The organism is Metabacillus endolithicus, from assembly GCF_023078335.1.
GTDB classification, from domain to species: Bacteria; Bacillota; Bacilli; order Bacillales; family Bacillaceae; genus Metabacillus; species Metabacillus endolithicus.
Genome location: NZ_CP095550.1, coordinates 821,064 through 848,030, shown reverse-complemented (window position 1 = coordinate 848,030; position 26,967 = coordinate 821,064). Strand labels below are relative to the sequence as shown.

General features: G+C 35.9%; 25 protein-coding genes, 8 pseudogenes and 1 other annotated feature. Of the genes and pseudogenes, 22 read left to right on the top strand and 11 right to left on the bottom strand.

All coding sequences use genetic code 11. The features are described from left to right. Both MVE64_RS04720 and MVE64_RS04715 read left to right on the top strand, forming a co-directional pair. Positions 1–1,673, top strand: a pseudogene (locus tag MVE64_RS04720) (long-chain fatty acid--CoA ligase). Then, positions 1,670–2,668 carry a phosphotriesterase family protein gene (locus MVE64_RS04715; protein ID WP_247344218.1) on the top strand — a complete coding sequence of 333 codons (999 nt, stop codon included), beginning with the start codon at positions 1,670–1,672 and terminating at the stop codon, positions 2,666–2,668. Before MVE64_RS04720 ends, MVE64_RS04715 begins: the two are co-directional and overlap by 4 nt. 276 nt (positions 2,669–2,944) lie before the next feature. Here MVE64_RS04715 and zwf read toward each other — a convergent pair whose 3' ends face one another. Beyond that, positions 2,945–4,423: a glucose-6-phosphate dehydrogenase gene (gene zwf / locus MVE64_RS04710; protein WP_247346956.1), complete on the bottom strand. Its 1,479-nt coding sequence runs from the start codon at positions 4,421–4,423 to the stop codon at positions 2,945–2,947. Between the two features lie 456 nt (positions 4,424–4,879). On the opposite strand from zwf, the pseudogene rnz reads away from it, so the two are divergent. Beyond that, a pseudogene (gene rnz / locus MVE64_RS04705) lies at positions 4,880–5,807 on the top strand (ribonuclease Z). Between the two features lie 46 nt (positions 5,808–5,853). Here rnz and namA read toward each other — a convergent pair. Further along, positions 5,854–6,870 (bottom strand): NADPH dehydrogenase NamA, encoded by a 1,017-nt coding sequence (namA, locus tag MVE64_RS04700; protein ID WP_247344215.1) that lies wholly within the window; start codon positions 6,868–6,870, stop codon positions 5,854–5,856. A 146-nt stretch (positions 6,871–7,016) separates the two neighbouring features. Continuing rightward, positions 7,017–7,160, bottom strand: coding sequence for a hypothetical protein (locus tag MVE64_RS04695; protein ID WP_247344212.1), 144 nt, complete (start codon positions 7,158–7,160; stop codon positions 7,017–7,019). A 108-nt stretch (positions 7,161–7,268) separates the two neighbouring features. Here MVE64_RS04695 and MVE64_RS04690 point away from each other — a divergent pair, with 108 nt between their 5' ends. Together MVE64_RS04690 and MVE64_RS04685 are read left to right on the top strand one after the other, a co-directional pair. Continuing rightward, positions 7,269–7,451, top strand: coding sequence for a cysteine-rich CWC family protein (locus tag MVE64_RS04690; RefSeq protein ID WP_345740768.1), 183 nt, complete (start codon positions 7,269–7,271; stop codon positions 7,449–7,451). 31 nt (positions 7,452–7,482) lie between these two features. After that, a complete protein-coding gene (locus tag MVE64_RS04685) occupies positions 7,483–7,707 on the top strand; it encodes a hypothetical protein (protein ID WP_247344207.1) in 225 nt (74 codons plus the stop codon). 39 nt (positions 7,708–7,746) lie between these two features. On the opposite strand, the gene MVE64_RS04680 is transcribed toward MVE64_RS04685, so the two are convergent. Next, entirely contained in the window at positions 7,747–8,310 is a 564-nt protein-coding gene (locus MVE64_RS04680; RefSeq protein ID WP_247344205.1) for a DUF3231 family protein, read from the bottom strand. Between the two features lie 142 nt (positions 8,311–8,452). Continuing rightward, the gene (gene proC, locus MVE64_RS04675; RefSeq protein WP_247344203.1) at positions 8,453–9,289 is read right to left on the bottom strand and encodes a pyrroline-5-carboxylate reductase; all 837 of its coding nucleotides are present in this window, start codon (positions 9,287–9,289) and stop codon (positions 8,453–8,455) included. Positions 9,290–9,392: 103 nt separating this feature from the next. Continuing rightward, positions 9,393–9,599, bottom strand: a binding site (T-box leader). A 262-nt stretch (positions 9,600–9,861) separates the two neighbouring features. Between proC and MVE64_RS04670 the strand changes: the two genes are divergently transcribed. The 5 genes and pseudogenes from MVE64_RS04670 (at position 9,862) to MVE64_RS04650 (ending at position 13,623) form a co-directional block, all read left to right on the top strand. After that, positions 9,862–10,839: an MBL fold metallo-hydrolase gene (locus MVE64_RS04670; protein ID WP_247344200.1), complete on the top strand. Its 978-nt coding sequence runs from the start codon at positions 9,862–9,864 to the stop codon at positions 10,837–10,839. Between the two features lie 10 nt (positions 10,840–10,849). Beyond that, positions 10,850–11,644 carry an SDR family NAD(P)-dependent oxidoreductase gene (locus tag MVE64_RS04665; RefSeq protein WP_247344197.1) on the top strand — a complete coding sequence of 265 codons (795 nt, stop codon included), beginning with the start codon at positions 10,850–10,852 and terminating at the stop codon, positions 11,642–11,644. A 98-nt stretch (positions 11,645–11,742) separates the two neighbouring features. Continuing rightward, positions 11,743–12,273: pseudogene (locus tag MVE64_RS04660) on the top strand (GNAT family N-acetyltransferase); the annotation flags it as partial. Positions 12,274–12,285: 12 nt separating this feature from the next. After that, entirely contained in the window at positions 12,286–12,648 is a 363-nt protein-coding gene (locus MVE64_RS04655; protein ID WP_281730492.1) for a nuclear transport factor 2 family protein, read from the top strand. Between the two features lie 27 nt (positions 12,649–12,675). Continuing rightward, on the top strand, positions 12,676–13,623 hold the full coding sequence (locus MVE64_RS04650; RefSeq protein ID WP_247344195.1) for a TRM11 family SAM-dependent methyltransferase: 948 nt from the start codon (positions 12,676–12,678) through the stop codon (positions 13,621–13,623). 36 nt (positions 13,624–13,659) lie between these two features. Here MVE64_RS04650 and MVE64_RS04645 read toward each other — a convergent pair whose 3' ends face one another. Further along, on the bottom strand, positions 13,660–13,854 hold the full coding sequence (locus MVE64_RS04645; RefSeq protein ID WP_098797176.1) for a YqzH family protein: 195 nt from the start codon (positions 13,852–13,854) through the stop codon (positions 13,660–13,662). Positions 13,855–14,003: 149 nt separating this feature from the next. Between MVE64_RS04645 and MVE64_RS04640 the strand changes: the two are divergent. The 5 genes and pseudogenes from MVE64_RS04640 (at position 14,004) to MVE64_RS04620 (ending at position 17,073) form a co-directional block, all read left to right on the top strand. Next, positions 14,004–15,265 (top strand): annotated as a pseudogene (locus MVE64_RS04640) (Y-family DNA polymerase). An 86-nt stretch (positions 15,266–15,351) separates the two neighbouring features. Next, positions 15,352–16,005, top strand: coding sequence for a GDSL-type esterase/lipase family protein (locus MVE64_RS04635; protein ID WP_247344192.1), 654 nt, complete (start codon positions 15,352–15,354; stop codon positions 16,003–16,005). A gap of 29 nt (positions 16,006–16,034) precedes the next feature. Next, complete coding sequence (locus MVE64_RS04630) at positions 16,035–16,367, top strand: YolD-like family protein (protein ID WP_247344190.1); 333 nt, start codon at positions 16,035–16,037, stop codon at positions 16,365–16,367. 130 nt (positions 16,368–16,497) lie between these two features. Continuing rightward, a complete protein-coding gene (locus MVE64_RS04625; protein ID WP_247344187.1) occupies positions 16,498–16,821 on the top strand; it encodes an iron-sulfur cluster biosynthesis family protein in 324 nt (107 codons plus the stop codon). Between the two features lie 9 nt (positions 16,822–16,830). Then, entirely contained in the window at positions 16,831–17,073 is a 243-nt protein-coding gene (locus tag MVE64_RS04620; protein ID WP_231307845.1) for a DUF2552 family protein, read from the top strand. Between the two features lie 171 nt (positions 17,074–17,244). Here the strand turns inward: MVE64_RS04620 and MVE64_RS04615 are convergent, their stop codons facing one another. Further along, complete coding sequence (locus tag MVE64_RS04615; protein WP_247344185.1) at positions 17,245–18,651, bottom strand: alanine/glycine:cation symporter family protein; 1,407 nt, start codon at positions 18,649–18,651, stop codon at positions 17,245–17,247. 214 nt (positions 18,652–18,865) lie between these two features. After that, positions 18,866–19,810, bottom strand: coding sequence for an alpha/beta hydrolase (locus MVE64_RS04610; RefSeq protein ID WP_247344182.1), 945 nt, complete (start codon positions 19,808–19,810; stop codon positions 18,866–18,868). A gap of 437 nt (positions 19,811–20,247) precedes the next feature. Here MVE64_RS04610 and MVE64_RS04605 point away from each other — a divergent pair, with 437 nt between their 5' ends. Next, positions 20,248–20,484 (top strand): YqkE family protein, encoded by a 237-nt coding sequence (locus MVE64_RS04605; RefSeq protein ID WP_247344181.1) that lies wholly within the window; start codon positions 20,248–20,250, stop codon positions 20,482–20,484. Positions 20,485–20,521: 37 nt separating this feature from the next. Here MVE64_RS04605 and MVE64_RS04600 read toward each other — a convergent pair whose 3' ends face one another. Both MVE64_RS04600 and mciZ read right to left on the bottom strand, forming a co-directional pair. Next, positions 20,522–21,430, bottom strand: a complete 909-nt coding sequence (locus MVE64_RS04600; protein ID WP_247344178.1) for an aldo/keto reductase — start codon at positions 21,428–21,430, stop codon at positions 20,522–20,524. Between the two features lie 159 nt (positions 21,431–21,589). After that, positions 21,590–21,700, bottom strand: a pseudogene (mciZ, locus tag MVE64_RS04595) (Z-ring formation inhibitor MciZ); the annotation flags it as partial. Between the two features lie 82 nt (positions 21,701–21,782). Here mciZ and MVE64_RS04590 point away from each other — a divergent pair. Further along, a pseudogene (locus MVE64_RS04590) lies at positions 21,783–22,341 on the top strand (NUDIX hydrolase). A gap of 29 nt (positions 22,342–22,370) precedes the next feature. Continuing rightward, positions 22,371–23,536 (top strand): annotated as a pseudogene (locus tag MVE64_RS04585) (TIGR00375 family protein). A gap of 17 nt (positions 23,537–23,553) precedes the next feature. Here the strand turns inward: MVE64_RS04585 and MVE64_RS04580 are convergent. After that, positions 23,554–24,125 (bottom strand): annotated as a pseudogene (locus MVE64_RS04580) (GNAT family N-acetyltransferase). Positions 24,126–24,259: 134 nt separating this feature from the next. Between MVE64_RS04580 and spoIIM the strand changes: the two are divergent. The 4 genes from spoIIM (at position 24,260) to xerD (ending at position 26,857) form a co-directional block, all read left to right on the top strand. Continuing rightward, positions 24,260–24,913, top strand: coding sequence for a stage II sporulation protein M (gene spoIIM / locus MVE64_RS04575; RefSeq protein WP_098797188.1), 654 nt, complete (start codon positions 24,260–24,262; stop codon positions 24,911–24,913). Between the two features lie 117 nt (positions 24,914–25,030). After that, entirely contained in the window at positions 25,031–25,504 is a 474-nt protein-coding gene (gene fur / locus MVE64_RS04570; RefSeq protein WP_247344176.1) for a ferric iron uptake transcriptional regulator, read from the top strand. A gap of 225 nt (positions 25,505–25,729) precedes the next feature. After that, positions 25,730–25,957 carry a YqzK family protein gene (locus MVE64_RS04565; protein WP_098797190.1) on the top strand — a complete coding sequence of 76 codons (228 nt, stop codon included), beginning with the start codon at positions 25,730–25,732 and terminating at the stop codon, positions 25,955–25,957. 6 nt (positions 25,958–25,963) lie between these two features. Continuing rightward, the gene (gene xerD, locus MVE64_RS04560; protein WP_247344173.1) at positions 25,964–26,857 is read left to right on the top strand and encodes a site-specific tyrosine recombinase XerD; all 894 of its coding nucleotides are present in this window, start codon (positions 25,964–25,966) and stop codon (positions 26,855–26,857) included. Positions 26,858–26,967: the final 110 nt, after the last annotated feature.

Here is a 26,967-nt window from a genome sequence, read left to right as displayed (position 1 = left end):
GTGGAAAAATATTTTGATTTTTATCCAAAACGCGTACCGAAAGAATTAACACTCCCAGAAACAACCCTCATTGAAAACTTAGAAATATCTTCAAGACGTTATCCTGACAAAACTGCCCTTAATTATTATGGAAAAAGAATTTCGTATCGAGAACTATATTCAGAGGTTCTTAGTTTAGCTGGATATCTTCAAGCAAACGATGTGAAAAAAGGAGATCGTATTCTCCTTTATATGCAAAACTCTCCACAATGGATTATTTCATTTTATGCAATTGCACGAGCAGGAGCAGTCGTAATTCCAATAAACCCCATGAATACAAGTGAAGAATTAGCCTTTTATGTAAGTGATTGTGAAATAAAAACCGCTATTGTCTCGCAGGAGCTTTTTGAAAATGTCCGAGCATTAATTGACAAAAGCACAATCGAGCATGTTGTTGTAGGAACTTACTCTGATTACATCGATTCGGAAACAAATTTGAATCTTCCACAAGAGGTTTGTGCTCTTCGTCAGGAACTTCCACCAGAATATACTCCATGGCACGAAGCTCTCTCGGCTAGATATTCACCTATAGCAGTTGACGCAAGTGCTGATGACTTAGTTGTTATGCCCTATACATCTGGAACAACTGGTACTCCAAAGGGATGTATGCATACCCATAAAACGGTCCAAGCAAATATTATTACTGTTGGTGTATGGCAGAGTGTAACAAGCGAATCTGTCCATTTATTAACCCTTCCGTTATTTCATGTAACAGGTATGCTACATAGTTGTCATGGTCCGTTATCAGGTGGTTGCGAAATCGTCATTATGACAAGATGGGACAGAGAACTTGCAAGGATACTAATCGAACGAAACGGTGTTACACATTGGACAAATATAAGTACGATGTTAATAGACTTTTTGGCAAACCCTAATCTTATCAAAGATTCTCTTAAAACGTTGGAGGTGATCGGTGGCGGCGGTGCTCCTTTACCTGAGGCTGTTGGAGAGAAATTATATAATCTAGCCGGTATTAGATATGCAGAGGTTATGGGCTTTCTGAAACAATTGCTCACACTCACTTTAACCCACCAGATCGCCCAAAGTTACAATGTCTTGGTATTCCATCTCCAAATACTCAATCCAAAATCATAGATCCACTCACTTTACAAGAACTAGGACCAAATCAAGAAGGAGAGATCGTTGTAAGGGGTCCTCAGGTATTTAAAGGGTACTATAAGCGGCCAGAAGAGAATGTTAATGCGTTTATAACCATTGAAGGTAAAACGTTCTTGAGAACGGGTGATATCGCAAAATACGACGATGAGGGCTATTATTTTATCGTAGATCGTATTAAGAGAATGATTAATGCATCAGGGTTTAAAGTATGGCCAACTGAAGTTGAATCAAAACTTTATAACCACCCTGCTGTCCAACAGGCTTGTGTTGTTGGTGTTCCTGATGAAAGAAAGGGTGAGCAGGTTAAGGCATTCATTGTTTTAAATGAAGAAAATAAGGGCAAAGTCACCGAACAAGAAATCATTGATTGGTCTAAAACACAATTGGCTGCTTATAAGTATCCTAGAGTGATAGAATTCAGAGACAAACTCCCAACAACTAGCAGTGGAAAGTTATTATGGAGAAAACTGCAGGAAGAAGAAAGAAACAAGTTAGTGGCGGGAGGAGAAAAATGATGAAGGTTGAGACGGTAACAGGCCCTATAGCCTTGGAGCAGCTAGGGAAAACATTAAGTCATGAGCATTTTGTTTTTGGGTATCCCGGTTATAGTGGTGATAGTACGTTAGGTAGATTTGATTATAACCATGCTTTAACAATTGGTATACAAGTAGCAGAAAAGATCATGAAACATGGTGTGAAAACGGTTCTTGATCCAACACCAAATGAGTGTGGCAGAAATGTTCGTTTACTAAGAGATATATCCATTCAAACAGGCCTTCAAATTGTATGTGGAACAGGTTTTTATTATGAAGGAGAAGGCGCGACCCCATATTTTAAAGCTCGTGCAGCGTTAGGTCCTGCAGAAGAGGAAATATATGAAATGTTTATAACAGAGCTGCAAAATGGAATAGAGGATACTGGAATAAAGCCTGGGTTTATTAAACTTGCATCAAGTAAAAATGTGATAACAGACTACGAAAAAATGTTTTTTAGGGCAGCGGCTAGAGCACACAAAGAAACAGGAACCATTATTTTAACTCATACTCAGGAGGGGACGATGGGTCCTGAACAAGCTGATCTTTTAATAGAGCTCGGTGTTGATCCAGATTGTGTGGTTATAGGACATATGTGTGGAAATACAGACGTGGAGTATCATAGACGAACTCTGGAAAAGGGTGTGCGCATTGGTTTTGACCGAATTGGACTTCAAGGGCTTGCAGGATGTCCTACAGATCAAGAAAGATTGGCTGTACTTGTTGAGTTATTAAAGGAGAGCTATGAAAACAGAATCTTCTTAGCGCATGATTCAGTTAACATTTGGTTAGGGAGAGAGTTGGCTGTTCCGGAAGCAGCAATACCTTCAATCGTAAATTGGCATCCGACACATATTTTTGAGAATATTGTTCCACAGCTAAGATCTTATGGAATTACTGAACAGCAGTTGGAGATTTTGTTTACTGAAAACATTAAATCGTTATTTTCGACCTCATCAAAATTTGTAAAAAAATGATAAAACTATAAAAGGAGCTGCTATTTATAGTAGCAGCTCAAATTAAGGAGATTTAAGGTTTGCTTCTTACACAATCTATTTTATTCAAACAAGTTTTAATTCGTATGAGGCAAATAGACGAGCTCATTCGCACATTTTTGTTGTACGAGTGCGATATAAATTGCGCTTCTACTATTTTCTGTACATAGAAAAGCCGATTAGATTTATCTTAATCGGCCTTTACTATTTCTTATGATTAAAAATTTTGGGATCGATTCCAGGTCATCCCATCCTGTTTTAGTTAACAGGCCACCACTGATTTCCATCTTCTTTCAAAAGATCATCTGCTTCTTTAGGTCCCATTGATCCAGAAGGATAACTTGCAAGAGCAGCTTTACCTTTTGTCCATGCTTCTGAAATTGGATCTACAAAGCTCCATGATAAAGCTACTTCGTCCCAATGAGTGAAGTTAGTGGCGTCTCCACGCATGCAGTCATAAATTAATTTTTCATATGCTTCCGGCGTATTTATTCCATCAAGGAAATTATTTGATAAATCAAGCTTAACTGGTTTTGAGATGCCAGATTCATCTTCATCCTTTTTCGCATTTAACTGAAGAGTAATTCCTTCTTCAGGTTGAATGTGAATGATTAACAAGTTAGGTGGAACAGTTTCACCTTTTTTGTAATATAAATTCATTGGAATATCTTTAAATTGAACAACAATTTTTGTTGATTTTGCAGCCATTCGTTTACCAGTTCTAATATAGAAAGGAACACCGGCCCATCTAAAGTTATCAATTAATAATTTTCCTGCAACATAAGTTTCAGTTTGAGAATTATCATCTACATTATTTTCATCACGATAGGCAACTAGCTGTTTATCTTCAAGCTGACCTGCACCATATTGACCTCTAATAAAGTATTGACTAACTTCATCTTCAGCAACGGCTCTTAGTGCTCTAAGTACTTTTACTTTCTCACTTCTAATTTCATCAGTAGTCAGTTTAATAGGCGGCTCCATCGCTAATAAAGCAACCATTTGAAGCATATGGTTTTGAACCATATCACGGAGTGCGCCTGAATTTTCATAGTAACGTCCTCGGTCTTCCACACCTAAAATCTCACTAGATGTTACTTGGATATTAGATATGTAACGATTATTCCATAATGGCTCAAATAGAGCGTTAGCAAAGCGTATTACTTCAATGTTTTGCACCATTTCTTTCCCTAAGTAATGGTCAATACGGTAAATCTGATTCTCATTAAATGCTTCACGAATTTCTTGGTTCAATTTTCGAGCAGAAGGAAGATCATGTCCAAACGGCTTTTCAATGACTAATCTGCTCCAGCCATTCGTATCTGTTAATCCTTCTTTTTTAAGATTTTGTGCAATCGTTCCAAAGAACTCAGGTGCCATTGCTAAATAGAAAATGCGATTGCCTTCTGTTTGATAAGTTCCATCAAGCTCGGTTAGCAGACCATTCAATTCTAAATACGATGAAGGATTCGTTACATCAAATGGGTGATAATAAAAATGAGATGTGAATTCTTCTAGATCTTTGGATTCTTTCATTGAACTTTGAATAGAATCTGAAACATTACTACGGAATTCATCAGTTGTCCAAGGTCTTCTTGCAACTCCAACAACGGCAAAGTTTTTTCCGATTTTCTCATTTTGAACAAGGCGGTAGATAGATGGAAATAACTTTCTTTTTGCTAAATCACCTGTTGCACCGAAAATGACAATAATTGATTTTGGATGTTCTTGTGTAATCACGTTCGTACCTCACTTTGTTAAATACATTTATTTATTTCATCAGCGTATACATTCAAAAAAAGAAGACTAGATCGAATTTTTTGAACACTGAATGTAAAATACTCCTATACGAATACTTAATTTTAAAGGTTATCTTACAGTAAATCAAACATAATAGCTCTAAAAAGACTTTCATCATAAACTATTATAAACGATTATCAGAAAAATATCGTCTGATATGCATCTATTTTGTAGAAATCTTTGTATAATTCAGTCTATTTTAGACAATAATTAATGGATTGGTCAAGAGGTTGATTGAATTTTTATTCATGAAGGTGTGAAAAAACAAGGATAAAGGTAAACATTTATTGCGAAAGAGTGCCAATCTATCAACAAATATCATAGTCAAAAACCTATATTGTCATAATCATTCTCTTTCATGTATGCTTGATATGTAAAGGAGGAGGCATTATATTGAATATTATGTTTCTCGGCACAGGAGCCGGAATTCCTGCTAAAGCTCGGAATGTTTCGAGTATACCTCCAGTTATTAGAGGAGAGAAATGCAGTATGGTTATTTGATTGTGGTGAAGCGACGCAGCATCAAATCTTACATACTTCTATTAAGCCTAGAAAGATTGAGAAAATCTTTATTACACATATGCATGGTGATCATATTTACGGCTTACCAGGGTTAATTAGTTCAAGGTCATTTCAAGGTGGAGAAACCCCTTTAACGATTTACGGACCTAAAGGAATTAAAGAGTTTGTAAAAATATCCCTTTCTGTTAGCCATACACATTTAACTTATGAAATAAAATTTGTAGAAATTGAAAATGGTCTTATTTTTGAGGATCAATCTTTTCAGGTTATTGCTGAAAAATTGGAGCATGGAATTGACTCATATGGATATCGAGTAATTGAAAAAGATTTACCAGGTCCCTTACTTGTTGAAAAACTTAAAAACCATGGTATACCTCCTGGACCGATTTATCAAAAAATTAAAAAGGGTGGAGACATTCAGTTACCAAACGGCTCAGCTATTAATGGAGACGATTTTATTGGGCCAAAACAAAAGGGAAGAGTTGTGACGATATTAGGTGACACCCGCTACACTGAGAAAAGTATAAAACTTGCGGAAGAATCTGATTTGCTTATTCATGAAGCAACATTTTCTAAGGAAGATCAGCAGCTTGCATATGATTATTTTCATTCAACAACAATGGATGCAGCTACAATTGCATCAAAATCTAATGTGAAAAAGTTAATTCTTACACACATTAGCTCTCGGTACCAAACAACAGAGCAGCACGATTTACTCCTTCAGGAGGCAAAGGATACCTTTCCTTTAACGTTTATAGCAACAGATTTTATGCAAATTGAAATACCTAAGAATAGTTGAAACGAGTAAGGGAGAGAAGGATTTTAAGCCATCTCTCCTTTTCGTCTTACCAGCCTCGGTCATACTGTTTTGGAGAATCAAGTGTTTCTTTAAGCTGTGCTGCTGCTGTTCTTGGGAAGTAAGGATCTCTTAGCAGCTCTCTCGCGATAAAGATAAGATCAGCTCGATTGTTTTGTAAAATTTCTTCCGCTTGCAATCCGGTTGTGATAAGCCCGACAGCGCCAGTTGCTATCTTTGCCTCTTCTTTAATTTTTTCAGCAAAACGGACTTGGTAGCCTGGAAACACGTTGATTTTGGCTGTTACAACCGCTCCTGAGCTTACATCGATTAAGTCAACACCTTGTTCCTTCATTTTCTTAGCAAATTCAACGTAATCTGAAACATCTAAACCTTCATTGTGATAATCAGAAGCAGATATACGGACAAATAGTGGACCATCCCAAACTTCTTTTACAGAATCAATCACTTCACTTAATAAACGGTAGCGATTTTCTGGTGTTCCACCGTATTCATCCTCACGTTTATTTGATAATGGGGATAGAAACTCGTTAATTAAATATCCATGTGCCCCATGAATTTCTATAATGTCAAAACCTGCTTCTTTTGCACGTTTCGCTCCATCTTGAAATGCTTGAATGGTAGATGCAATATCTTCTTTTGTCATTGCTGCCGGTGTTTTAGAATGACCATCAAATGGAATAGCTGATGGAGCAAATATTTCGCCATCAACCGTTGCTTTACGACCAGCATGGGCAAGCTGTATCGCAGTTGTTGAGCCATATTCTTTTATACCTGATACTAGTTTTTTTAGTTGGGGAAGATGATCATCACTCCAAATTCCTAGGTCTTGAGAAGATATTCGACCTTGTGGAGTAACAGCGGTTGCTTCAATCATAATTAACCCTACTTGACCTACTGCACGACTAATATAATGGGTCATATGAAAGTCTTCAACAAATCCTTGTTTACCTGTTGAGGAATACATACACATTGGTGACATAACAATACGGTTTTTTATCGTTACATCCTTTATTTGATAAGGTTGAAAAAGCTTCGTTTTCATTGTTTCTCCTCCATTATGTAAATTATGTTTACGGAAAAATTATAACAATCTAATAAAAAATAGGCATGTTTTCTGCTTGTTAGTTTTTATGTAGTTTAAAGGTAAAAATAGCCACTTAATTTTGTTAGTGGCTAATTGAAAATTGCTTATACTGATCTATTCCCAAGCTTCTGTAGCAAATTCTTTATTTTAAAATGATGATAAACAGTAAGGGTAATGACAACAAAACTGAATAAGCTTGATAGTATTGTACTTTTAAGTAATAAACCCATAACATTGCGGTTAAACACTTTCCCACCTCCATTCATAGTATTTAATTTCAACATTTTTTGATGCGAAGTAAAATATTCTAGAAGTGGATTTAGTGCTAAAATGAAACATGTATAGAAGTAACTTTTATGGAAGGTGTAAATATGAAGAAGTGTCCCTTATGCCAAAATGATAATCAATGTACAGTTTCTAAAGAACCAGAAACATGTTGGTGCATGACTGAATCATTTCCAAAAGAACTACTAACATCTGCTTTATTAAAAGATTCGTGTATTTGTAAAAAATGTGTGGATGATTATAAGAAAAAATGACAGGGGAAAATTAAATTCTTGGGGTGAAAAGGTGAAGGTTACCGAAAGAGATGGCGTTGTTTTAATTAAAGATATTAAACTAGAAGGATTTATTGATAAAGACCAAATTTGTTCGAAATGCGGGTCTCATATTATTTATTACGATGATTTTGACACATACTTTTGTGCTTTCTGTAATGATTGGAAAGAAGAGAAATGTGATGATCCTACTTGTTTGTTTTGTCCTGTAAGACCTGAAAAACCTTTACCCTTGTAGAACTTTTCTAAAGAGGTAAAGGTTTTTGTTGCAGGATAATTACTTATTTCCTTCAGAAGAATTAGGGTGTCCGGTCACTGCAAAAGATGGAGGAACTTTTAACCAGCCTCTTTCAAGCATGGTTGTTTTAACAATAAATAAAGAATTCACTTTTTCATTATAAAATTTCAAAAACATAGCTCCCACATCATTGCGGATAGCTTGTGTTAATGTCCCATTACATAAATTAATGGCTGCAATCTCTTTTGCAATTAACCCATTTGCTATTTCTTCATCAGACATCTTTGTTCCATAAGGAACGCCCAATGTGTCAGAGTTTGGCTTTGGGGGAGTTGCGTTTGGTATGGGTACACCTTCTTTTATCATAAGCTGTTTAACATCGTTTGATTGTTCAGCACAGTTTTTAATACTGTCTTTTAACATCTTTTGTATATCTTGGTCATCTGATGTATTTTTTCCTATGTAGCAAAAAGCATTTGCTTCATCAAGTAAAATGGAGTAAGTCCACAAAGTCATTGCTTCACCAATATGTAGTGGTCGTTGTGTTGTATTATTTAGATTTGTTTTGATAAAATCAATCGTGCCTTCAAGGAAATTAGACATCTGTATCACCTCTTAAACTTTGTTTTCATTATTTTGTGCAAAAATTTATAATTCACTCCAAATGATGAGGTGAGAGGGGATTAGATGTCTGTCTTTATAATCAAAAACAGGGACTTCACATCACATGAAATCCCTGTTATCTTTACTTTTTATTAGTGACCAACTCTTCAGAGAACATTGCTTTTAATTCCTCTGAACGTTCTGTTGCCCGTCTGATACATGATATGATCGCTTCCTGTACCTGTTTTTCCTTTAAAATGGATATTCCTGCCTCTGTAGTGCCGTTCGGACTTGTAACTTCCTTCCTTAGCTGAGATGGATGTTTTTCCGAGACAGCAATCATTTCAGATGCCCCTAGTAAGGTTTGAACAATTAAATCCCTGGCAACAAAAGGATCTAACCCTACTTCAACAGCAGCTTTTTCCATTGATTCTACTAAATAATAAATATAGGCAGGACCACTTCCAGATAACCCAGTAACAGCATCCAATTGATTCTCCTCAACAATCTTACAAATTCCAATTGCTTCAAAAAGAGATACACATTTTTTCATTTGCTTCATTGTTACAGAATCACTTCCTGCAATGGCAGTGGCTGATTTTCTGATAGCTGCTGATGTATTGGGCATTGCCCTAACGATAGAAACTTTCTTTCCAAGAATAGCCATAATTGTTTGTATAGAAATCCCAGCTAAAACAGACACAATCAGATGATCTTTGATTAAAGTCTGCACACCGTCAAGAGCAGCTTTTACATCTTTAGGTTTCATTGCTAGTACGATAATGGAAGCATCTTTTACTAATTGTTCTTTATCATGAGTCGTTTTTATGCCGTACTTTGCCGCTAATTCATCTAGTCGATCTGAATTAGAACGATTGGACACAATGATTTGCTCCGCTTGAAACACGTTTCCTTTTATAAGTCCTGCAACCATGGCCTCAGCCATTGAGCCAGCTCCTATAAATCCGATTCTTTCCATAATTTCTCTCCTTTTATGTGATCTTAAATAAGCTCAATTCCTGCTAGACTGCCAGTTTAACCGAACCTTTCATTCAGTAAATAAAAAAGTCATTCTGTCCTATAATAAGGACGGAATGACCCCGCGGTACCACCTTTTTTGGAATGTCTATGCATTCCCAGCTTATAATCTTTATCGCAGACATACGGTTAGGTTTACCTAACAGCTCATAGGGCAGGTTCAATAATAGGTTGGCAATGGTGCCTTTCAGCCATGGACTCCACTCTCTTTATGCGCCTTTTTATCTACTATTCCTAATCAACGCTATGTATATTAAAACTATTACAACTATACAAAGACATAAATTTTTATTCATTATGCAGCGTTAGATAAGCTGTTGTCAAGTTTTCTTTATATCATTAGATGGTTGAATTATTTGAATATAATGACAAGTTGGTTTTTGCAGGGTACAATAGTGGTAGATAATTTGTTTGGATTAAAGAAAACCTATTAAAGATACATAATTTGCTTCATAATGTTTTCTGCTTTTTGATTAACCGAACTTATATAAAAATAATAATGGGGATGAGTAAATGAACCAGACAACACAGGCTAAGCAAATTTTGAAAATCATTTTACCTACACCGTTTCCGGTGGGGGATGTAAATGTTTATTTAATCAAAGGAGAGCGTTTAACACTTGTGGATGCTGGACCTAAAACAGAAGAAGCGTGGCTTTCCTTTCAACATCAATTAAAGGAATATGGTTATACTCCAGATGACATTGAACAAATCATCGTTACACATCATCATCCAGATCATGTTGGTATGCTTGATTATTTTGACCATAACATTCCCGTATTTGGCCACCCCTTTAACAAGCCGTGGTTAAAAAAAGATGAAGGGTTTCTGCAGGCACAAGCACGGTATTTTGAACAACTTTTTCTCATCTTTGGATTAAATGAAAATTTCTTGCCTTCTATACAAAAATTGAACGACACCCTAGAATATTCGTGTAATCGAAAGTTACATCATGAGCTGGTAGAAGGAATGGAGATTGCTGGACTTCCCGGATGGCTGGTTATGGAAACCCCGGGTCATGCCCAGAGTCACATCGTGTTATATGAGGAAAAGACAGGTATACTAGTTGGGGGAGATTTATTATTAAAGGATATCTCTCCAAACCCTTTACTAGAACCACCAATGATTGAGGGAGCTATCGGAAGACCAAAGCCTCAGCTGCAGCTAAACAACTCAATTTCTAAATTGCTTGATTTGTCTCTATCTATTGTTTATCCAGGACATGGGGAAAATATTGAGCATGCTCATGAGCTTATTGCCTATCGTTTAAAAAAGCAAGCTGAAAGGGCGGAGCTTGTTAAAGGGTTCCTACAGAAAAAGCATCTAACCGCATTTGAAGTGTGTAAAGCACTTTTTCCTACTATATATCACAAGCAACTTATGCTTACTATGTCAGAGACAGTTGGACAGCTTGACTACCTTGAGGACAACGGTCAAATTAAAATTGATGAAACAAACACTCCAGCTCTTTATTATGCTGTAGAGAAATAGAGGTGATCAGATGAATTCTCGTATACAGGGGTGCTATGTGGCTATTACCGGTGCTTCTAGTGGAATTGGTGAAAAGATTGCAATCGAATGTGCGAAAAATGGTGCTCATCTTGTTTTGCTTGCTAGAAGAGAAGAAGTTTTGGCAAAGCTTTCTGAGCGTATTAAACTGGATTATGGTGTTTCATGTCACTATTATTCATTGGATGTTCAAGATCTTCAATCAATTCAAACTGTTTTTTCAACGATTGAACGCGATGTGGGTTTCGTTGATATTCTTGTTAATAATGCTGGATTTGGTATTTTTAATGAAGTTCTTCATTCTTCATTAGATGAAATGAAAAGCATGTTTGAAGTGAATGTCTTTGGTCTAGTTGCCAGCACAAAGATGGTGCTGCCAGCTATGATGAAAAGAAGAAAGGGACATATTATCAATATTGCTTCACAGGCAGGGAAAATTGCAACACCAAAATCAAGTTTATACTCTGCTAGTAAACATGCCGTTTTAGGTTTTACAAACAGTTTAAGAATGGAAGTTAAGCAGCATGGGATTTTTGTTACCTCTGTAAATCCTGGACCGATTAAAACAAACTTTTTCACAATTGCTGATAAACAAGGAGACTATGTGAAAAATGTTGAACGTTGGATGCTCGATCCAAATAAGGTTGCTCGCATTATTGTGGCTTCTATGCTGACTCCAAGGCGGGAAATTAATTTACCGCCTTGGATGAATGCGGGAAGCACCCTTTACCAGGTAATGCCGAGACTTTTTGAAAAACTAGCAGGAAAAGCATTTTTTAAGAAATAAGGTTTTAGACATAGTGTTAACAGCATTATGTCTTTTTTATTGCCTAAACTTCACTTTCGTTTTACATTTAATACAAAATAGTATATAGGGGTCTTTTTATGATAAAGTTACAGTATTTTAAGCATGATCATATCCAAAAATTAATTAGTTGGATTACTACACCTGAGTTTTTGCTTCAATGGGCGGGACCTGCTTTTACTTTTCCTTTAACTAAAGAACAAATTGAGCAATATATAGAAAAAGCAAATACGGATATGTCCGATACTTATGTTTATAGTGTTGTTCTTCAAAAAACTGGACAAGTTATTGGTCATATATCTCTAGCGAATATTGATCATGAGCATAAATCAGCAAGAATTGGAAAAGTGTTGATTGGGGATCAAAGTGTTCGAGGTAAAGGAATTGGCTATCTGATGATGACTGAAATAGTGAAAATGGCTTTTGAACAGTTAAACTTACACCGTGTTAGTTTAGGTGTTTTTGACTTTAATACTTCAGCCATTGCGTGTTATCAAAAGGTAGGCTTTAAAAAGGAAGGGTTGCTTAGAGATTGCCGAAAGATGGGTAATCATTATTGGAGTTTATGGGAGATGAGTATGCTCGCTCCAGAATGGCAAGAGTCACAGAAGAAGCTAGCTACTATTGAAGCTAACAATATTTTACGAGATCAAATCTATAATCTAGAAGAGCAGCTGTTGAATCCTGCTATTCGAACATCTCCTATTGAATTAAACAAGCTGCTTGCAGATGACTTTTTTGAATTTGGAAGTTCAGGGAACATTTGGACAAAAGTAGATTGTCTTAATGATGGGGGCTTGACTGTCCGTGATATGGAACTGTATGATTTTACTTTGCATCCCTTGTCAACAGATGTTGTTTTGACTACTTATAAAATAAACGATGCAACAAGAAAACAAAAGACCTTACGGAGTTCGATTTGGAAATATAAAAAAGGTCACTGGCAAATGTATTTTCATCAGGGAACACCAACTGATTCAAACTAATATTCTATGTGTAAAGGTGGAACATGCTTGGCTCAACAACATAATAAATTTATCTATACATTTACTTGTCATGAAGATGAGCTTTCACTATGCCGGCTTGAGATGCGCTCACTTTTTGGGTTTGATACTGATTCTAGTTTAATAGAGAGTACTGTAAAAATCGATCCGAGCCGCAGTCCGTTTATTAACGAAAGAATTGATGTTTTGTATAGAGCGGATTCTCTAGCGGAGATTGCTCAGCAATTAAAGGGATTGAGTATAGAAGGTGCCACGTTTAAAGTTCTTTTCATTGAACATGCTGATTTGGCTGGTTATACAAAAGTAAGTTTTGATGAAAGGCGTAAAATCGAACGTGAAATTGGGCAACAAATAATAGGTAAAGTTGATTTAGTTCACCCTAATTTAATGTTTGCTATTATGAAGTGTCAAGATAGCTGGGTATTTGGCCAATATATCAAAAGTGAATCGATTTGGTTTTTACATCAAAATAAACCTAAAAATTATTCAACGGCTTTAAGCACAAGGGTCGCGAGAGCTGTTGTTAATATTGCTGTCCCTGAGGTAGATAATATTAAAGCAATTGATCCTTGTTGCGGGTCCGGTACAGTTTTAGTAGAAGCGTTATCAATGGGGATTAACATTGTTGGGAGTGACAATAATCCACTTGTATGTCCGATTGCCCGAGAAAATATTGCTTATTTTGGTTTAAAAGGGGAGGTTAGTTTAAAGGACATTCTTGATGTGACTGGTTTTTACGATGTAGCTATTATTGATATGCCCTATAATCTCTGCTCAGTTCTAGACCCAGATAAGCAGCTTGACATGCTCCGAAGTGCCCGTAGCTTCGCTAGGAAAGTTGTTGTTGTGACAATTGAAACTATTGATTATTTAATAGAAAAGGCAGGGTTTGAAATTGTTGATCGTGGTGTTGCGAAAAAGGGAAGTTTTACGAGACAAATTCTTGTTTGTGAATAGTAGCCTTGTGATGTCTTTTTGACTCACAAGGCTCTTTTATTCTTGATTTGTTACATAGCTATAGACAGCATCCTCTATAACCTCATACCATTCTGTATCATCGTTTTTATCCGCGGCTATCTTTTTGAGTAAATAAGCTGAATCCTCACTTGATAATGGATCTTCATTAAGATTTCTTCCGTATTGTAAAAAGCTTTTCCGAAGCATTTTTAAAAGTATCTTTTCTTCCATATTTCACCTCTTTAAAGGTAGTATACATCTTTTTGAGTATTTGTCGATCATGTTTCATGGTGAAAACTACCATTGAAATCGAACGTATATTCGCTTAATATATAGAATATACTTTATACGAACATATATTCCGTTTGGAGGAAACGGCTATGATTGAAAACTACGATCAGCTGCCAAAACAAAAGATTCTTTGTATTGATATGAAAAGCTTTTATGCAAGTTGTGCCGCCGTGTTGCTTGGGTTGGACCCATTAACCTGTTATTTGGCTGTTGTAGGTGATACGGAGCGGCAAGGGAGTATCGTCTTGGCTGCTTCCCCCGATTAAAAAAGGAATTTGGAATTAAAACAGGTTCCAGACTGTTTGAAGTACCAAAAGATCCCCGGATTACAATTGTGAATCCGAAGATGGCGACATATGTCCGTATTTCAACAGAGCTGACAAGGCTTTTTCATCGTTATGTACCAAAAGATGCGATCCACACTTATAGTGTTGATGAAAGCTTTATTAAAGTAGACGGGGTGGAGCATATTTGGGGAGATGCCTTAGCAATTGCCCATAAAATCCGTGATGACATGGAACGAGAATTTTCCCTTCCAAGTGCCATTGGAATTGGACCAAATATGCTTTTAGCAAAAGTATGCTTAGATACTGAAGCGAAAAAGACCGGTGTTGCTGAATGGTCATATGATGATGTAAAGGAAAAACTATGGAAAATCGAACCGCTAAGTGATATGTGGGGAATTGGCTCAAGAGTGCAAAAAACATTAAATCGAATGGGGATTTTTAATATTGGACAGCTTGCTAACTATCCTCTTGAGCTTTTGGAAAAGAAATTTGGGGTAATGGGGAATCAGCTCTATTATCATGCATGGGGTGTTGATTTATCAGAAGTTGGGGCACCGATTATGCAAGGGCAAATTAGTTTTGGGAAAAGCCAAATGCTGCTTCGCGATTACCCTGACCCGGAAGAAGTCAAGCATGTGATGTTAGAGATAAGTGAGGAAGTGGCCCGCAGAGCCCGTCAGCATCAAAAGGTTGGTCGTACAATTAGCCTTGGAATTGGGTATAGCAGTGATGAATTTGGTGGCGGGTTTTATCGCTCTAAAACAATTGAGGAACCAACAAATATTACAATGGATATTTATGAAACATGTCTTCAGCTTTTTGAGAAATTTTACGAGAATAAAACCGTACGGAAAATTTCAATCGCCCTCTCGAATATTGAAGATGACTGTGAAATGCAGCTTGATTTATTTCGACCAAATCGTACAAAACAACGCACTTTAGGATATGTGATGGACTCGATCCGTCATAAATATGGTTCTGATGCCATTTTACGGGCTGTATCCTATACGCCTGCTGGCACAGCCAAGCAACGTGCCACGCTTGTTGGTGGCCATAAAGCGTAAAGCCTATTTCAATTTGGAAAAGCTACGATCCTTCTGATTAGGAATAAAGTATAAGGACTTTATTTGCTTTTTTAGGAGGATATCATGTGGAAACAAATCAGTCCTGTTTAACATATATAGCTTTAGGAGATTCCTTGACAGTTGGAGTAGGAGCATCATTTCTAGCACCTGGATTTGTTGGACGTTATGTAAGATTAAGTGAGGAAAAGCTAAATGCCCACGTATGTGCTGGTATTTACGCAAAATCTGGTATAGAAACAGGCGGTGTTTTACAAATTGTAGAGAGTCCAGAGCTGCATCGGAAAATCGAACATGCCAACATTATTACCATCTCAGCTGGAGGAAACGATTTAATTCAAGCAAGCAAAGAATTTGTGGAATCCCGTGATACAACAGACCTAGCTCAATCTGTAAAAGAGTGTCATAACAATATGGTGAAAATAATGGAAACCATTCATGAATTAAAAAAGGATTGTGGTGTTCCTTTTATCATTTATTTGCTGAATCTTTATAATCCATTGCCGGAAATTGCACTTGCAGATAAATGGGTTCGTTTTTTTAATCGTCATTTAAACAGCTTTGATAATGGAAAAACAATTCGAGTTGCAGATATTTACTCGGTGTTTAAAGACCGACAAGATGATCTTTTATCTAGAGATCATATCCATCCAAATAATCTCGGATATCAAGAGATTGCTCATACATTAGCTCAATTAGGCTATCCGAAAGCTTTTCACTAGTTAAATTGTTTTGAAGGTGGTGACGAGACATGATACGGGATAGAGGAAATATAAAATGGACATCTATGATGCTCCCTGAACATGTTAAGCTTTTACGAGACTGGTCGGAAGAAGATACCTATCAGGAGAAACCGGAACTTGATGAACAGCAACTTGAACAATTGAATGAAACCATTTGTCAGGCAATGGAAGAGCACACAGAACTTGTGTTTACCTATTATAAGGATCATTTTCTTCATACGTGCACAGGTTATGTACATTATATTGATCCCATTCAGCATACTTTGCGTATTATAAATGAGAAAACCGGTGATCGTCAGCAGCTGCCGATTCAAACAATTGTAGATTTGAAACAAAAGTAAGAGGATGAGTAGTTATAGTACTCATCCTCTTTTTACAAAAACGATCCTCTAAGAGTAAATTTATGCAAGAATATACAGCCTGTGATAAAATGTAGCTTATATAAAATGGATTTTAAAAAGGAGATTTATCATGCAGGTGACTTTTACAGATGAAGCTATACAACAACTAGAACCAAAATTAGCTGAAAATAATGAGCGGTTGTTAAAAATAAAATACGATACTGAAGGTTGTGGCTGCGTCATGAGCGGTGTAACAGCATTGTGGCTTGTTGAAGAACAAGATCATGATGATGTGAATATAGAGACAAATTATGTGCCTTTAGTAGTAGAAAGAACGAAAATGGTCTTTTTAGATGATCAGCTAACGATTTCTTATAACGAGTCAGCTAAAAGCTTCATGTTAAAAAGTCCCTCACAAATATTAAATCCACGTATGAGTTTAGTTGTAAAGTGAGGAGTATAGATGAAGGATCGATTAACTTCCATCAAAAATGTAGCTTTAAATAAAACATGGGTATCCTTTTTAAATGAAAACCATCCATATAGTCTTCTTCACTGGTCAATTGGTGGATCTCATGAAGACACGAAGGACGTTTGGCTTCTGCAAGACGAGATGTCTTTTGAGGCACAGGAATTTCCTACGATAGACGAAGCGCTTCAATGGATTGAAGAAAACATGAAGAATATTTCAGACGTCTTAGGCTAGCTAGGCAAGAATAATGGAAACCAATCCTTTTGGATTGGTTTTTATATTGTACAAATGCCCTTATAACCTGGGCTTTCAAAGGTTCCCATGTCGAACATTGTTTTACCACTAAAAAAACCTCTTTACAAGTCAAATCAATGACTATAGTAAAAAGGTTTTTTTATAACTGCTTTACGATTTTTCTAAAGGCTTTTCCCATGCTTCAACATTTTTTAAACCTTTAATAGAGGTTTTATCAAAGACTGGATCTATTCCGTTTGCTTTTTGTTTTGTATAGTCGTTAAGTGCAGAAAATGCGATTTTGCCAAGTATCGAAATGGCGATTAAATTAATAATTGCCATTAGACCCATAAACATATCGGCTAAACTCCACACGAAGTTTAAGGAAGCTAATGATCCAAAAGCAACCATAAATACAACAGCTATACGATAAATAATAAGATAGACCTTTTTTTGATTAATAAATTCAATATTGGATTCTCCGTAATAGTAATTTCCAACAATAGAACTGAATGCGAACATAAGAACGATAAACGCAAGGAAAATTCCAGCCCATGAACCTATAGATGTTTCTAGTGCTTGTTGTGTTAGGATAATACCATCTGATTCTTGTGAGGTATAAAGACCTGATAACAAGATGATAAATGCTGTTGAACTACAAATAATAATCGTATCAACAAACACCCCAAGTGCTTGAATTAAACCTTGTTTAACAGGGTGACTGACATCCGCGGTAGCAGCAGCATTAGGTGAGCTCCCCATCCCTGCTTCGTTTGAAAACAGTCCTCGTTTGATTCCATTCATCATTGCAGCACCTAAAGCACCACCTGCAGCCTCTTTAAGACCAAAGGCGCTTTCGAATATTAAAATAAAAACACTTGGGATTTCGGTGATATTTGTTAGCATAATAAATAGTGCAACGAGAATATAAGCTCCTGCCATAATTGGTACAATAATTTCAGATACCTTTGCAATTCTTTTAATTCCACCAAAGATAATAATCGCTGTGATAATAGATAAAATAATAGCAATTAAAACCTTGTTAATTCCAAAAGAGGAGTGGAAAGCACTTGTAATTGTGTTTGCCTGAACAGAGTTAAAAGCTAAGCCGAAAGTTAGCGTTATCAATACAGCGAAGGTAACACCCATCCAACGAGCATTTAGTGCTTTTTCCATGTAATAGGCCGGACCACCACGGAATGTGTCGCCATCTTTTATTTTATAAATTTGAGCAAGTGTGCTTTCAACAAATGCAGATGCAGAGCCAATTAAGGCAATCAGCCACATCCAAAAAACAGCTCCTGGTCCTCCTGTTGTAATGGCGATGGCAACACCAGCTAGGTTACCAGTACCAACACGTGAGGCAGTACTAATACAAAATGCCTGAAAAGATGAAACACCCTTCTTATTTGCGGTTGCACCTTCACCTAATAAGCGAACCATTTCACCTATCATTCGAAATTGAACGAATTTTGTTCGGACAGTAAAGTAAATTCCTGCGCCAATTAACATAATGATTAATACATATGACCATAACAATGTATTTGTTCCATTAATGATATTTTCAATTATTGTCATAAACCAAACTCCTTCTAATACTATTCTAACTAAATACTTTTATTATATTAGCATATTAGAAGTTCCTGATAAACTATTCTATTGCAAGAAGTAAAAAAGATAAGAGTGTGGATAATTATTAGAGTGGGAAGTAGAAGGAAGATTAGTGATATTTATAGACCTGATCCACACCTACATGTTAAGTTGTGATTAGGCCTATAAATAATGTATCACCTTAAATAGAATTACCAGTAGGGCCTAGCTGCACATTAGAGACTACACCAATATCCTCAAAAAACTCATCAATTACTTCGGAATATTTCTCTCGATTTTCAGCATATGACATTGCGTGGGATCCCTTTTCAGCAATATAGAGCTTTCTATAGCCTTTTTTCTTATCATATAGCTGCTTCGTCATATCAACAGGTATGTAATCATCATCCTTACTATGAATAAATAGGACAGGATGATGGATATTATTTATTATGCTAAGTGGGGAAACATCTTTAAGTGAATACCGGTCACGAAGCTTAACGAATGGTTTAGCAATTGGCATAACCAAAAAACCAGGAATATTAAATTCGACTTTAAGGCGATAAAGAAGTTGAGCTTCCAGTTCAGAAAACGGACAATCGGCTATGTAAAAGTCAGCTCCATCCTCAACCATTCCACCATAAAGTAAAGTAGTAACTGCTCCCATAGATTCGCCATGTATACCTAAAATAAGTGATTCACCAACCTCATTTTTTAGCCAGTTAACAACAGTCTGAAGGTCAAATTTTTCATAGTGACCATAGCTTGTGGTTTTACCTCCACTTTCACCATGGCGTCGATGATCGTAAATTAATACATTCCAGTTCTTTTGAATAAACAAATTCATATATTTAACTGAATTTAGCCGATTAACTGTTACACCATGACAAATAATAATGTACCGATTAGTATGATGTGGTTCATAAAGAGCTCCCTTAATTTGATAACCGAATTGAGAAGTAATAGAGAAATCTCTTTTATCAAGAGAGTCAAAATCTTTTTGATGATAAAAACCATATTTTGTTTCCCTGTTAATGATGTCTTCATCTTTCTTCTTTTTGATGTACATCATCTTATTCGTAAAGAAAAAGCCAACAATTAAAACATACGAAAGGATAATTAGGATAGTCGCAAATATTTTTTTCATGAAAAGCCTCCTAAATGAACATACCTTTTATTTTACATGAAAAGAAGGTGTTCACCAATAATCTGTTATGAAATAAAAGAAGACAAGCATTATGCCTGTCTTCAGTAATTATTGCGGTGAGTTTTGTCTTTTTGTTGGATGAATAGCCTTTTCCATTTCTTCTGCTGCCATCTTATTATTAGTTGTGTCAGAATTTGGTTTGCCTTTTTGTCCACGTTGTTTTGTCATATTACATCTCTCCTTTCTTTCATTAAAATGTCTGATATGTCAGCAATTTATACGGTTACTCTATTTAATCCCATTTCATATTCGTTGGTTTAGGTTTTAGATTGTTTATTTCTAATTATTGGCTTATTAAAACAAAAGGTACAAGTAGTTAAAACTGTGATAAATTTGCTATAATTTTACTAGATTGAGTGTAAGAGGAGGCAACTTAGATGAAGAAATCAAACAAAAAGAAAAAGGATGATCCAGCTGTATCTTTATCAGATCATTTAAATAATGATCTTTTAGAACAATTAAAGGCCGTAAAAAAGGATTTAACAAAAGAGCATGAAGAAAAAGAGGCGGCTCTTGAGCGTAAACGGATTGAGGAGAGAAAGCAAAGGGAGAAAAATAAAAGTTTTGAAGAGCTTTTTAATGAAAGCTCACTATCATGGAAAGAGTTCAAATAAAAAAGTAAAAAGCGGGGGGTAACTCCGCTTTTTACTTTTAACGATGCTGTTCATATTTATCAAATTTTGTGAGTGTTTGAAGGTCTTCATAGGTTTGCTGTGATAGTCTTCCTGCAGATCCTGCTTCAGCATTTTCAATTAATTGCTCTAACTTGCTAGCACCTGGTATCACAGTACCAACTACATCTTGATGTAGACAATATTGTAAAGCTAGTTCAGTCATAGTATGGTTAGAGTCTACTTGTTCTAACATAGGTAATACATTTTTTAGCTCAGCCTCTGAATAAGTTAAGTAGCCTTTAGATGTTGATTTTTCTCCTAAAGGTTTTTTTGTAAGAAGTCCTTTTGCAAGCGGACCGCGGGCAATGACACTTACATTATGCTCTTTTATGGTAGAAAACCATTCTTCTGGACGACGATCCAATAAGCTGTATTGCATCATAATTGACACAATGTTCGATTTGCTCAGATATTCCTTAATCACATTAGGGCGAATAGAGGAAATACCATAATATCGGATGACACCTTCTTGCTTTAATTCTTCGAAAGCTTCAATCGTCTCATCAATATGATCTTCAATTGTGCCTCCATGTAACTGATAAAGGTCAATATAATCTGTCTGTAGACGTCTTAAACTGTCTTTGACAGCAGTTTTTATATATGCCTTAGATGGATCCCATGTCCAGCCTGTTTTATCTTCTTTCCACTTGTTTCCGACTTTTGTGGCTAAGATTATTTCGTTGCGTCGATGTTTAATCGCTTTGCCAACAAGCTCCTCGTTAACACCTGCATCATATAAATCAGCTGTGTCTAAATAATTAATTCCCAAGTTAATCGCCCTATCAACAAGTGAAAGGGCATGTTTTTCCTCTGTACCTAGTGACATACAACCAAGGCCAACTTCACTCACAAATAAATCAGATTTACCGAGTTGTCTTTTTCGCAAACATAATCACTCCAGTATAATATCAAGTCATATCATTGAGATTAGTACAAAGCCTGGTGAAAATCAACTGAAATACACTGCCTGTCATCCTTAGTTAAAAGTGTTATTAGTAAAGATGCCACGACGATTTCTTTTCTTTTTATTGTGCCTTTCGTTTTGAACCCATTCATTCACCGTTGAGTAAATACTTCCATATTCTTTTAATTTTGCTCTGATTTCCCAAGCCTTACCTACAAGAGTGATTCCTTGATCATGTCGATAGATTTTCACCCGGCAATCCATTCCCTTCCAGTTAAGATATGATAGAATGTATGAGGATAAAAAAGCTTATAGAACAGGAGCTGAAGTAACGATGAATTTGAACGAAAAAACATTATCATCTAAAGAGATTTTTAAAGGAAGAATTATTGATTTATATGTAGAACAAGTTGAACTTCCAAATGGAAAGACAAGTACAAGAGAAATTGTTAAGCATCCAGGGGCTTGTAGCAGTTTTAGCGATTACTCCGGAAAACAAAATTGTTATGGTAGAGCAATTTCGCAAGCCGTTAGAACGTAATTTAGTGGAAATCCCAGCTGGAAAACTAGAAAAAGGGGAAGAACCTGAAACAACAGCACGAAGAGAACTTGAAGAAGAAACAGGGTACACTTGTACTCATTTAGAGCCACTAATTTCTTTTTATACATCTCCTGGTTTTGCAGATGAACTTGTTCATTTATTTCTTGCGGAAAATCTTGAAAAGCTTTCAGAGGCAGCAGAATTAGATGAGGATGAATTTGTTGAGGTGATGGAGGTAACACTAGAGGAAGCTGAACAAATGATTGCAAATAAACGAATCTACGATGCGAAAACGGCCTATGCTGTTCAGTATTTGCAATTAAAACAAGCTATGCAAAATTCAAGTAAATAACCATTAAAAACTAGAGGATGTTAGCATTGATGAACAGTTATTTTGCTGACTTACATATTCATATAGGACAAACAAATTCAGGAAAGCCAGTGAAAATTACTGCTTCAAGGTCACTTACACTGGAAAACATTTTAATTGAAGCAAGTGAACACAAAGGGATTGATATTGTAGGAATCATTGATTGTCATGTGCCGGAAATCATTTTAACTCTTGAGAAACTTCTTGAAGATGGGAGTTGTGTAGAGCTAGAAGGTGGTGGCATACGATTTCAGCAAACAACACTAATTCTTGGATGTGAGCTAGAAATTTATGATGAAAGCTGTAAAGGGCCAATTCATGTTTTAGTCTATTTTCCAACACTTCAAAAAATGAAAGAATTCTCAATCTGGCTTTCCAAAAGAGTAACAAATAACACATTAAGTTCACAAAGAATATATGAAAGCGGAAAAACATTACAATCAGTTGTAAAAGAGCTGGATGGATTATTTATACCTGCACATATCTTCACACCGCATAAAAGCTTATATGGTAGTGGCGTATCTCACTCATTAACGGAAGTTTTCAACCCAGATCAGATTGATGCAGTAGAGTTAGGGTTAAGCTCTGATACAATAATGGCCGATCAAATAGCTGAGTTACATCGTTTTGCTTTTTTAACAAATTCGGATGCCCATTCATTACCGAAAATTGGCCGTGAATATCAAAAGTTATCGTTAAATGATCCTAACTTTTTAGAATTAAAGAAAGCCTTGCGAAATGAAAATGGTCGAAGTATCTTGGCTAATTATGGGCTGAATCCATATTTAGGAAAGTACTATGAAACAACATGTGAAAAGTGTGGACAAAAGCCTGAAAATGGTGCAATAATTTGTGAAAGCTGCGGAAGCGAGAGATTTACAAAAGGGGTTTCTAAACGATTAAAAGAGTTATCTAACGGACTCAAAAATAACAATCCCCGTCCACCTTATATACATCAAGTGCCGCTTCAATTTATTCCAGGCTTGGACCTAAAACACTAGAAAAGCTGAAGGATTTGTTTGGAACAGAAATGAATATTTTACACGAAGTACCCGAGACAGCGTTCCAAAAGGTTGTTTCGGAAAAAATAGCGGAATATATTGTTGCTGCAAGAGAAGGTCGATTAAAGGTCGATTCAGGTGGGGGAGGAACGTACGGGAAAATAACAGGAATGTAGGGGGGATGCCCCCTTCATCAGATAGTTTGTTCAAATGTTTTAGCAAAAATAAATGTATCTCTAACATTTTTACCGTCAACTGACATATCATCTGAACGAAAAGTTCCCTCCAAAGTAAATCCAAGTTTATTAGGGATTTTTCGGCTACGTTCATTTCTGGTGTCACACCTAATCTCTATTCTTCTAGCCTTTAGTTCGCTAGTAGCGAAATTAATAAGCCCTCAACTGCTTCGGTTATATAACCTTGACCACTGTATCTAGTATCAATCCAGTATCCAATTTCAAAGCTTCTAACCTTCCAATTCATTCGATGAAGTCCAGTACTGCCAATAAATTGGCCTGATTGGCGGTCAAATATGAGAATTCTTAGATCTTCTCTTAAAATAAATTGAGCAACAGCTTCTCGGATATTTTGTTCTGTTTCTTCAAGCGTTGGTTCTTTTTGCGCAAAGGGCATCCATTGTTTTAATTCAGGAAGAGATGCAATAATTGCCTCATTTACTGCTTTTCCATCACCAGCTTTTGGAGCTCGAAGTAGTAAACGTTTCGTTGTGAATTCGGTAGGGAAATCTAGTAAAATAGGATTCATTCTTGACACATCCTTTATATGTAATATTTTTTAGTAGTATATACTAGTAAACTAGAAAAGAAAACCATTTTTAAGTCATAGAAACAGGTTCCTCTCATATACTCTAGTAAGTGAAAAACGGGAGGAATTTTTACATGCAAAGACAACTGCCGATTAGTGCAACGATTAAACAGCATCTTAAAGAGCATTCTTCAATATATTTGTTTGTTTTTGTTTTATTTTTAATGGGAGTTATATTTGGTGCCATTATTGTAAACAGTATGAACTTGAGTCAAAAAGAGGACCTGTATTATTATTTAAATCGATTTTTTGGACAAGTAGCAGAAGGAAAAGTGGCGAGTTCAGCTGACATGTTTCAGCAAAGCTTTTTTCACAATTTAAAATATTTAGGGTTGATGTGGATACTGGGAATTTCCATTATCGGCCTGCCAGTTATATTAGTTATGCTCTTTATTAAAGGTATGGTTGTAGGGTTTACGGTAGGATTTTTAGTGAATCAGCTAGGATTAAAGGGGTTCTTGCTCTCATTTGTTACAGTGTTGCCACAAAATATTTTATTAATCCCTGCTTTTATTATCATGTGCTCTGTAGCCATATCGTTTACATTAAAAATGATCAAACAGCTATTTATGAAGAAAACAAACTCAATGGAAGCTCCGTTTTCTTTATTTATGAGATATGTATCTGTTTTTTTGTTTATAGGCATTCTAGCAGTCGTTGCATCAAGCTTTGAAGCATATGCTTCTCCGTTTTTAATGAAAAATGTAGTGGAATTTGTCAGTAAATAATAATTATTATTATATAATAGACATTATTTTTATTACATTAAAATGATTTTAGTTGGACACTTTCCTTGCCAATGATATATAATGGTTTTGGGAACGCGGCGAGGGAGGAAAAGTGTTATGGAAAACCGCATTGATCGGATTAAAAAGCAGTTACATACTGCTAGCTATAAACTTACGCCACAACGTGAGGCAACAGTTCGGGTGTTGCTCGAGAATGAAGAAGATCATTTAAGTGCAGAAGATGTATATCTTTTAGTAAAAGAAAAAGCGCCCGAAATTGGACTAGCAACTGTATATCGAACATTGGAATTGTTAACGGAATTAAAAGTTGTTGATAAAATAAATTTTGGAGACGGTGTTTCCAGGTATGATCTTCGCAAAGAAGGAGCGGCTCATTTTCATCATCATCTAGTTTGTATTGAATGTGGGTCTGTTGCAGAAATTGAGGAAGATCTTTTAGAAGATGTTGAAGAAATTGTCGAGCGCGACTGGAAGTTTAAAATAAAAGATCATCGTCTAACTTTTCATGGCATTTGTGTAAAATGTCAAGAAAAAGATGAAAATGACTCAAAAGAAGAAAATCAAGAATAACCAACTAGTCTAACTTATTATAGTTAGGCTTTTTATTTTTACTGAAAAACTATAGGTATGTTATCCTCTGAAAATCCTCAGCCACCCTTAGTAAAAATGAGTGGCCGATTTAAAGTGAAATTGTATGTATAAAGTTTGTCCTTTTTGGCATATCTTCTAATAATCACACAAAATAAATAGCGACGAAATTGAACGTGTGAAAAATATATTTATTGGGAGGTTCCCATGATTCGCTGGATGAAAACGGTTGGGGATATGATAAAGGTATTTATCCTGTTTACTGGATTTACGATTTTATTCTATTATGCTATTATTTGGGTGAACTTAGAGTACCAAGAAATGCATCGCTATGATCAACCAGAAGGTGCGGCTTTAAAGGTAACAAACATGGTAAATAATGAAGAAGAAAGCTGGTATAATAGGCTAATGTTCTTTATTGATAATGGGGAGTAGAGATATTTGAAAGATCAAATTAAAGATTTTATCCACTACTTAATTGTAGAAAGAGGTTTATCAAACAATACAATTGTTTCATATGAACGAGATTTAAATAGCTATCAAAAGCACTTATTAGAGAAACAACATATTACTTCCTTTAATCAAGTAACCCGCTTTCATATTATTGAGTTCTTAAAAGAGTTAAAGGAAACAGGAAAGTCAAGTAAAACAATTGCCAGACACACTGCATCTATTAGAAACTTCCACCAATTCTTGCTCAGAGAAAAGCAAGCAGACCAAGATCCATCGGTAATGATAGAATCTCCTCAGTTAGAGAGAAATCTTCCGAAGATTCTTTCATTAAAAGAGGTTGAAAAGCTTCTTGATACCCCAAAATTAACAAATCCATTTGGCTATCGAGACAAAGCGATGCTTGAACTTTTATATGCAACAGGAATTCGGGTAAGTGAAATGATAAACTTAAATCTAGCTGACGTGCATCTGACAATGGGCTTTATTAGGTGCTACGGAAAGGGAAATAAAGAGCGAATTGTACCGATCGGCCGGACAGCGACAGAAGCTCTGATGGAATATATAGAAAAAGCCCGATCAAAATTAATAAGCGCTAAACAGCCAACTGACGCATTATTTGTTAATCACCATGGCAAAAGAATTTCTAGGCAAGGTTTTTGGAAAAACTTAAAGAAAATTGCGCTTGAAGCCAATATTCAAAATGAATTAACTCCTCATACTTTACGACATTCGTTCGCAACACATCTTCTTGAAAATGGAGCAGATTTAAGAGCTGTCCAAGAAATGCTTGGACACGCTGATATATCAACAACGCAAATTTACACACATGTGACCAAAACAAGGTTAAAAGATGTTTATAAACAATTTCATCCTCGTGCTTAAGAAGCACCATCCATAAAGGAGGTGCTTTTATTTTTGTTTTTTCTCGGATTAGATTAGTAGAGTAGTTGTCAATCCTGTTTGTTAAAGCTTATAATGGAAGGGAAGGTTCG

Bases quoted from the DNA above. Each gene is read 5' to 3' on its own strand.
- MVE64_RS04715 (WP_247344218.1), top strand. From the start codon at position 1,670: ATGATGAAGGTTGAGACGGTAACAGGCCCTATAGCCTTGGAGCAGCTA.
- namA (WP_247344215.1), bottom strand. From the start codon at position 6,870: ATGAAAACGAAGCTTTTTCAACCTTATCAAATAAAGGATGTAACGATA.
- MVE64_RS04690 (WP_345740768.1), top strand. From the start codon at position 7,269: ATGGAAGGTGTAAATATGAAGAAGTGTCCCTTATGCCAAAATGATAAT.
- MVE64_RS04680 (WP_247344205.1), bottom strand. From the start codon at position 8,310: ATGTCTAATTTCCTTGAAGGCACGATTGATTTTATCAAAACAAATCTA.
- proC (WP_247344203.1), bottom strand. From the start codon at position 9,289: ATGGAAAGAATCGGATTTATAGGAGCTGGCTCAATGGCTGAGGCCATG.
- MVE64_RS04670 (WP_247344200.1), top strand. From the start codon at position 9,862: ATGAACCAGACAACACAGGCTAAGCAAATTTTGAAAATCATTTTACCT.
- MVE64_RS04665 (WP_247344197.1), top strand. From the start codon at position 10,850: ATGAATTCTCGTATACAGGGGTGCTATGTGGCTATTACCGGTGCTTCT.
- MVE64_RS04645 (WP_098797176.1), bottom strand. From the start codon at position 13,854: ATGGAAGAAAAGATACTTTTAAAAATGCTTCGGAAAAGCTTTTTACAA.
- MVE64_RS04630 (WP_247344190.1), top strand. From the start codon at position 16,035: ATGATACGGGATAGAGGAAATATAAAATGGACATCTATGATGCTCCCT.
- MVE64_RS04625 (WP_247344187.1), top strand. From the start codon at position 16,498: ATGCAGGTGACTTTTACAGATGAAGCTATACAACAACTAGAACCAAAA.
- MVE64_RS04620 (WP_231307845.1), top strand. From the start codon at position 16,831: ATGAAGGATCGATTAACTTCCATCAAAAATGTAGCTTTAAATAAAACA.
- MVE64_RS04615 (WP_247344185.1), bottom strand. From the start codon at position 18,651: ATGACAATAATTGAAAATATCATTAATGGAACAAATACATTGTTATGG.
- MVE64_RS04610 (WP_247344182.1), bottom strand. From the start codon at position 19,810: ATGAAAAAAATATTTGCGACTATCCTAATTATCCTTTCGTATGTTTTA.
- MVE64_RS04605 (WP_247344181.1), top strand. From the start codon at position 20,248: ATGAAGAAATCAAACAAAAAGAAAAAGGATGATCCAGCTGTATCTTTA.
- spoIIM (WP_098797188.1), top strand. From the start codon at position 24,260: ATGCAAAGACAACTGCCGATTAGTGCAACGATTAAACAGCATCTTAAA.
- fur (WP_247344176.1), top strand. From the start codon at position 25,031: ATGGAAAACCGCATTGATCGGATTAAAAAGCAGTTACATACTGCTAGC.
- MVE64_RS04565 (WP_098797190.1), top strand. From the start codon at position 25,730: ATGATTCGCTGGATGAAAACGGTTGGGGATATGATAAAGGTATTTATC.